Consider the following 7,202-nt stretch of genomic DNA (forward strand, 5'->3'; position numbering starts at 1 on the left):
AATGAACGGTGAGACGGTGGTGGACGGGGGGCGGGCGGGGGTCCGCCGCCCCGTCCTCGTCGACGCGTCGGGACCGAGGCTGCCGGTCCTGGACAGGGCGCGGCTCCGGCCGCGCTACCGCACCATCCTGGCGGTCGACATCGAAGGCTCGACGACGCGCACCGACCCGGTCAAGGCGGAGTTGCGCCGCGTGCTCTACCGTTTGCTGGAGGAGGCGTTCAACCGCGCCGGAATCGTGCCGGGACACCGGGAGGAGTACGTCGACCGCGGCGACGGGGTGCTCGTTCTCATCCCGCCGCTGGACGAGGTGCCGAAAACGCTGCTGCTGCACCCGGTCGTGCCACTCCTGTCCGCCCTGCTGGCGGAATACAATGCGGAGCGGCTGATCGCCCCGGGCGGCGACCGCCGAATTCGCATTCGCGTCGTCCTGCACGCCGGAGAGGTGCACAATGACGGGCGCGGCAATTTCGGCGAGGCGCTCGACGTCGCCTTCCGGCTGCTGGACTCGCCGGAGGCGAAGCTCGCGCTGCGGCGCACCGCCGCGCCGCTGGTCCTGGTCGTGTCCGACGACATCTACCAGTCGATCGTGCGGCACGGCTACGAGGGCATCCGGGCGGAGTCGTACGTCCCGCTCGTCCGGTTGCGGGTCACCGGCCGGAGCCACCGGGGCTGGGTCCACACCGGCACCGCGCTGGCGCCCGCCGCGCCGCCGGGCCTCGCCGCGCGGACGCGGCGCCTGCTGCACCGGCGCGCCGGCTGACGGTCAGCGCCGGCGGCCGACGCCCGCGAGGGTGAAGGTCCGCTCCGGATGCTCGACCGGGGGCCCGGACGGGTCGGGCCGCCACTGCGGCGTGTAGGTGAGGCCCGGTTCGAGGAGGTCGAAGCATCCGACGATGTCGAGGATCTCGGCGCGGCTGCGGCCCCAGAAGTGGCCGCTGGTCGGCTTGAACACCTTGCCGACGCCCTCGCCCGACTCCGGCTCCGGGTCCTGGGTGATGTGCGTGAACACCAGGTGGCTGCCGGGCGGCAGCGCGTCGTGCAGGCCCCGGACCGCCGCGGCGGCCTCGGCGGCGTCGTCGATGAAGTGCAGGACGCGGTCGAGCACGCACGCCACCGGCCGCTCGAAGTCGATGAGCGCGCGGACCTCCGGGGCGCGGGTCACGGTCTCGGGGCGGAGCGGGTCGCAACTCGCCACGGCCGTGCGCGGCGTCCTTGCGAGCAGGGCCCGCGCGTGCACCAGCACGACCGGGTCGCCGTCGGCGAACACGACCGCCGCGTCCGGCGCCACCTCGGCGGCGACCTCGTGGACGTTCCCGCGGGCGGGCAGCTTGCTGCCGATGTCGATGAACTGGCGGACCCCCGCGCAGGCCAGGAGGCGGACCGCGCGGCCGATGAAGGCGTGGTTCTCCCGTGCCGCCAGCCGCGCCTCGGGGATGAGCTCGATCAGCTGCTCGGCCACCTCGCGGTCGGCGGCGTAGTTGTCCTTGCCGCCGAGCAGGTAGTCGTAGATCCGCGCCGTGTTGGGCGTCGTCAGATCGACCTCGGCGGGAGGCCACCTCTCATCGGCCATCACTGCTCCACTCGTCCCCGGAGCACCGATGATCTCACGGAGACCGAACGAATCGCCCGCGGGGCCGCGTATCTCAGTCCGGCGGCAGCGGGACGGACATCCCCTGATCACGGCCGAGAAGCACCGCGCGGGTGATCGCCGACGGCCCGAACCGGCCACGGACGCCGTCGACCGCGGCGTCCACCTCCCCCGCCCACGGGACCCCGTCCAGCGGGAGCGCGAGCTGCACGGCCCGGTCGTCGCGCAGGTCGCCGAGCGAGAGGCCGATCAGGGTGAGCCCGCGGCTCGCGATCAGCGGCGAGGCGGCGGCGAGCAGGCCGCGCGCCACGTCCAGGATCCACGGCGTCTCGGCGGTCGCCTGCGGCAGCGTCCGCGAGCGCGTGGCCCGCGCGAAGTCGCCGAACCGCAGCCGGAGCGTGACCGTCCGGCACAGCCGCCGCGCCGTGCGCAGCCGGCCCCCGAGGCGGTCGGCCAGGCCGACGAGCATGGCGTCCAGCTCCTCCGGCGACCGGGCGCGGCGGCCCAGCGCCCGCTGCGCGCCCATCGACCGCCGCCGGACCCCGGTGCGCACCGGGCGCGGGTCGCGGTTGCGGGCCAGGTCGTGCAGGTGGCCGCCGGCGCCGGGGCCGAGCAGCGACACGAGCGTGCTCTCCGGCATGTCGGCGACGTCCCCGACGGTCGTGACGCCGTACCGGGCGAGCCGGGCGGCGGTCGCGCGGCCGACGCCCCACAGGCTCCGCACCGGCAGCGGGCGCAGGAACTCCATCTCCCCCTCGGGCGGCACCACCAGCAGCCCGTCGGGCTTGGCGACACCGCTGGCGACCTTGGCGAGGAACTTGGTGCGCGCCACCCCGACCGTGATGGGCAGCCCGACCTCCTCGGCGACCTCCCGCCGCAGCCGCACCGCGACCTCCGCGGGCGGCGTCCGCAGCCCGTCCACGTCGAGGAACGCCTCGTCGATCGACAGCCCCTCCACCAGCGGGGTCGTGGCGCGGAAGACGGCGAACACCGCCTTGCTCGCCTCGGCGTAGGCGCTCATCCGGGGCTGGACGACGACCGCCCGCGGGCAGAGCCGCCGCGCCGTCCCGCCGCTCATCGCGGTCCGCACACCGTGCGCCTTGGCCTCGTAGCTGGCCGCCAGCACCACCCCGGACCCGACGATCACCGGCCGCCCGCGCAGCCCGGGATCGTCGCGCTGCTCGACCGACGCGTAGAACGCGTCCAGGTCGGCATGCAAGATCACAGCACCACCCGACACGAACATATGTTCGCATGAGCCGCCATCCGGGCGCCCACCCTCCACCGCTGTGATCTGGAACACGGAGGACGGGGCCGACGCCTTCGTTCGGGAGAACTATGAGCACCTGCGGGAAATCGCCATCAGGTTGGAGCCGCCCACCTGCGCCGAGCACAGCGCCGCACCACTCACCGCCACCGCAGGACTCGCCGCCCGTGGCGCCGCCGAGCGCGCCGGAGCCCGAACCGACGACCGGCGGGAGTCCCAGCCCGTAGCCCGAAGCGCAACGCAAGGGCCTGCGGCGGCTCGGTGCCGCCGCAGGCCCGGAACGAAACGACTCGCTTACCCTCCTTTATCGGGTCACTCGTTGAAGAGGCGGCCGTAGTCCGCCATCGCCAGGGCGATGTCGGCCTGGGCCCAGAACCGGTGGTAGGTGAACACCGGGGGTGTGGAGGTCTCGCCGTTGGCGTAGGCCCACACGCGGTCGAAATCGGGGTCGTCCTCGTAGAAGGAGCGGATGGACATGAACGTCGAGTTCGAGTTGATCGGGTCGCCGTTCGGCATGGTGCCGGTCCAGCCCGGCGGGATGTATACCGGGTCGTTGACGCGGTCGTAGTCGCCCTTCGTCTCCTCGACGGTGACGCCCTTGCCGTCGGTGTGCCGCCACAGGGCGTCGAGGAGGTCCTTGGCGGTCTGCCTGGCGTCCTCGTCGCCGGACCTGGCCGCGTAGTACGTCAGGGTCTTGGCGTACGCGGCGGTGACGCCGACGTCGTCGGTGTGGTCCTCGACGGAGACGTGCAGGCCGGTGTTCGCCGGCGGCATGCCGCTCGCGGACGACCAGTCGGCGTCGGGCGTCCCGGACCACCGCAGCGTGGACGGGATCTGGATGGCGCCCGTGGCCGGGTCCACCGTCGTCTCCGACAGCGCCCAGTCGACCCACTTGTCGAGGATCGCCTCGGCGTCGGCGTTGCCGGTGACCTGGTACAGCTCGGCGACCCGCTCCATCGACCACGCCTGGAAGCCGAACCACTGGTTGCTCGGCGGGTCGTGGTAGACGGGCTGCCAGTCGTAGGCCATGCCGAAGAAGGTCGTCAGGTTCGAGGGCGGCGTGCTGTAGCTGCCCTCCCAGCTGTTGGCGACCCCGCCCGCGATGGCGCCCTCGGCGGACTGCAGCCACTTGTAGAGCTGCAGCTGCCGGGTGAGGCTGGTCTCCCAGTCGGCCTTCGCCGTCGCGCCGCGCGGGGCGAGCGCCGGGTCGTTCACCAGTGCCCAGGCGGCGAAGGGGTTCTGGTAGCCGAAGTGCGAGGTGCCGTCGCCGATGCGCCACGCCCAGCCTGCGCCGGAGTCCAGCGCGCCGCCCCACGCGTAGTACCACGACAGGAGGTAGTGCGCGCTGCTCTTGCCGGTCCCGCCGGGGCAGGACGAGGCGGGGTGGCAGTCGCCGATCTCCTTGAAGTACTTGTCGAAGAACGCGTACCGGAGGTAGTCGCCCAGCTTGCCCGCCTTGGCGACGGTGGCCGAGACCTCGCCGGCCTTGCCCTGCTCGCCGGCCCAGACGTTGGCCCAGTACGCGGCCTGGATGGCGCGGGCGTCGGCGTCGGGCGCGTTGGTGAACTTCCACTGCTCGGCGTAGGAGTCGTCCTCGATGAACAGGTCGAGGAAGCCGTTGGGGCCGCCGTACTCGAACCTGTCGCACGTCGGCTGCGGGACGGTCTCGAACACCGACTCCTGCGAGCCGCGCTGGTAGGTGTTGATGTAGGACGGGCCGTCGGCGCCGGGCCCCTCCTCGCAGCCGCCGCCCGGCGTGTTGCCGTAGCCGTAGACGTTGTCCACGTCCTGCAGCCAGTGCATTCCGTAGACGTCGTCGGTGCCGTACGCGGCCTCCAGTTCCGACGCGATCGGGTCCTGGCCGGTGGGGACGCTGCCGTCGATCGGACTCGGGTAGTCGCTCGGGTCGGGCTGCTCGGCGGCGTACGTGGCGGGCGAGGACGGGTCGTAGAACGAGTTCGTCGGCTGGTCCTCGCTGGTCGGGATCATGTACCTCTCCATCAGCGACCAGGAGTCGTTGAACGGCTGCCAGTTCTGCGTGACCTTGCCGTACATGGCCTCCAGCCAGATGAGGTAGCTGTACGCCTCCGACGTCGTCTGGTGCCCGTGGTCCGGGGCCTCGATCAGGAACGTCTCCACCGAGTGGTACGGGATGCCCTCGGGGCTGAAGTAGCCGTTCGCCGGGTCCTTGATCTTGTTGTACTGGTCGAGGAACCGCTGGGTGTAGGTGCCGCCGCCGGTCTCGACCTGCGTCGCCGTCACCTCGGCGGCCGCGTAGCCGGACGCGGTCGAGGTGAACGTGGCGGTGCCGGTCCCGGTGTCGTTCGCGGTGATCTCCACGTTGCGGGCGGTGGACCAGTTCTGCGGCGTGAACGTGAGCGTGCCGCCGCCGGTGACGGACAGGCCGCTGTTGCCCGCGGTGCGGGTCGTCGTCACGGTCACGTCGCCGGACGGGGCCTCCGACAGCCGGACGCCGAACGTGGCGGTCGAGCCCTGCGCGACGGTCAGCGCGGCCGGGCTCGCCACGACGCTCGCCTCGGCGGTCACCGTGATGCCCACCGGGGTGGACTCGCCGGTCGCGCCGTTGCTGTCGGTCGCCCTGGCGTAGACCGAGTGGGCGCCGGCCTCGGACGGCGTCCAGTTCAGGCTGTAGGGGGCGGTGGTGTCGGCCGCGCCCAGGCTCCCGTCCTGGTTGAAGAACTCGACCTTGGCGATGGACGCGCCGTCCGCGGCCCGGGCGGTCGCCGCCAGCGGCACCGAGGCGCCCACCGAGTACGTCGCACCGGCGGACGGGCTGGTCAGCGCCACGGTCGGCGCGGGCGCGGTCTCGTTGCAGCGCGTGCCGTTGAGGGTGAACACGGTGGGTTCGGCGTTGGTGCCGCTGTAGGTGAACTGCGCGCCCACGTTGACGGTCGCGCCCGTGCCCAGTGACCCGTTCCAGCTCTCGTTGGTGACGGTGATCTCCGAGCCGGACTGGGACCACCTGCCCGACCAGCCGCTGGTCAGCCGCTGGTTCCCCGAGTAGGAGTAGGTGAGCTCCCAGCCGTTGAGGGGGTCGCCCTGGTTGGTGATGTCGATGCTCGCCGTGAAGCCGCTGCCCCAGTCGTTGGCCGTGTAGGCGACCTTGCAGGACGCCGCGGCGGCCTGCGCGGGCACCACGGCGCCCAGGCCGCCGAAGAGCAGCGTCAGCACGGCGCCCGCGGCGGTGAGCGCGCGCCATCGTTGTCGTCTTCTCACCTGTGTTCCTTCCTGTAGAGCCCGTTCTCCGGGCACGGCGGGCTCCACCACCGGCGGAGTCCGGTGGCGGTGCGGAGAGAGGCGGGACGAGCGGCCCGCGTCAGCCCGGGGTCGTCAGCCGGACTCCCGGATGATCAGCTTGGTGCGCAGCACGACGGCGCGCTCGCCGGCGGGCCGGCCCCCGGTGCAGGCCCGCAGCTCGCGGGCCAGCCGGGCGCCGAGGTCCTCGGCCGGCTGCTGGACGGTCGTCAGCCGGGGCCGCACCTGCCGGGCGACCGGGGCGTCGTCGAACCCGACGACGGCCACGTCGTCGGGGACGCGGCGCCCCGCGCGGCGCAGCGCGCTGAGGGCGCCCACGGCCATCTGGTCGGACGCGGCGAGCACGGCGTCGACGTCCGGCCGCCGCTCCAGCAGCCGGCGCATCGCCCGCTCGCCGGACAGCCGCCCGAAGTCGCCCTGGCAGACGAGCCCGTTGACGCCCATGCCGGCCTCCTGCGCGGCGAGCCGGTAGCCGGCCAGCCGGTCCACGCCCGCGCCCATGTCGGGGGGCCCGGCGATCGTGCCGATGCGGCGCCGCCCGGAGGCGAGGAGGTGCCGGACGGCGGCCTGCGCACCGCCCAGGTTGTCGACGTCGACGTACGGGAGCGCGACGTCCTCCAGGGGCCGGCCGGCCAGCACGACCGGGGCGCCCGCGGCCGCCTGCACCAGCGGCGCGAGATGGTCGCGGCGGGCGCCGAGGAGCAGCACGCCCTCTGCCTGCCCGCCGCGCAGGTAGCCGGTGGTCGCCCGCCACTCCTCCGCCCGGCCGGCCATGAGGACGACGAGCGGCGCGCGCCCGGCGAGCTCGCGCCGCACGCCCCACAGCAGGCGCGCGAAGTAGGGGTCGCCGAGGACGCGGCAGCCGTCCTCGCACACGACGGCGGCGATCGTCCCGGAGGAGACGCGGTCGGGGGAGCCCGCCCGGCGGCGGACGTAGCCGAGCCGCTCGACGGCGGCCTCGACCTGGAGCCGGGCTGCCCGGCTCACCCGGGCGGATCCGTTGAGCACGCGGGACGCGGTCGCCGGAGAGACTCCGGCGAGCTGGGCGACGTGCGCGAGGGTCGGGGGGCG

General features: G+C 73.5%; 5 protein-coding genes. 1 reads left to right on the forward strand and 4 read right to left on the reverse strand.

Translation table 11 applies throughout. The annotated features are described in order from the left end of the window. Positions 1-760, forward strand: a 760-nt coding sequence (locus E1266_RS33890; protein ID WP_243719228.1) for a hypothetical protein, incomplete at its 5' end; no start/stop codon positions are given. A gap of 3 nt (positions 761-763) precedes the next feature. Here the strand turns inward: E1266_RS33890 and E1266_RS33895 are convergent. The 4 genes from E1266_RS33895 to E1266_RS33910 all read right to left on the reverse strand — a co-directional run. Further along, positions 764-1,570 (reverse strand): SAM-dependent methyltransferase, encoded by an 807-nt coding sequence (locus E1266_RS33895; protein WP_132054133.1) that lies wholly within the window; start codon positions 1,568-1,570, stop codon positions 764-766. A gap of 73 nt (positions 1,571-1,643) precedes the next feature. Next, positions 1,644-2,834: a DNA polymerase IV gene (dinB, locus tag E1266_RS33900; protein ID WP_132054135.1), complete on the reverse strand. Its 1,191-nt coding sequence runs from the start codon at positions 2,832-2,834 to the stop codon at positions 1,644-1,646. 333 nt (positions 2,835-3,167) lie between these two features. After that, a complete protein-coding gene (locus E1266_RS33905; RefSeq protein WP_132054137.1) occupies positions 3,168-6,092 on the reverse strand; it encodes a glycoside hydrolase family 48 protein in 2,925 nt (974 codons plus the stop codon). A 114-nt stretch (positions 6,093-6,206) separates the two neighbouring features. Continuing rightward, on the reverse strand, positions 6,207-7,202 hold a 996-nt coding region (locus E1266_RS33910; RefSeq protein ID WP_132054139.1), incomplete at its 5' end, for a LacI family DNA-binding transcriptional regulator.

Origin of the sequence: Actinomadura sp. 7K534 (genome assembly GCF_004348575.1) — a bacterium.
Lineage (GTDB): Bacteria > Actinomycetota > Actinomycetes > Streptosporangiales > Streptosporangiaceae > Spirillospora > Spirillospora livida.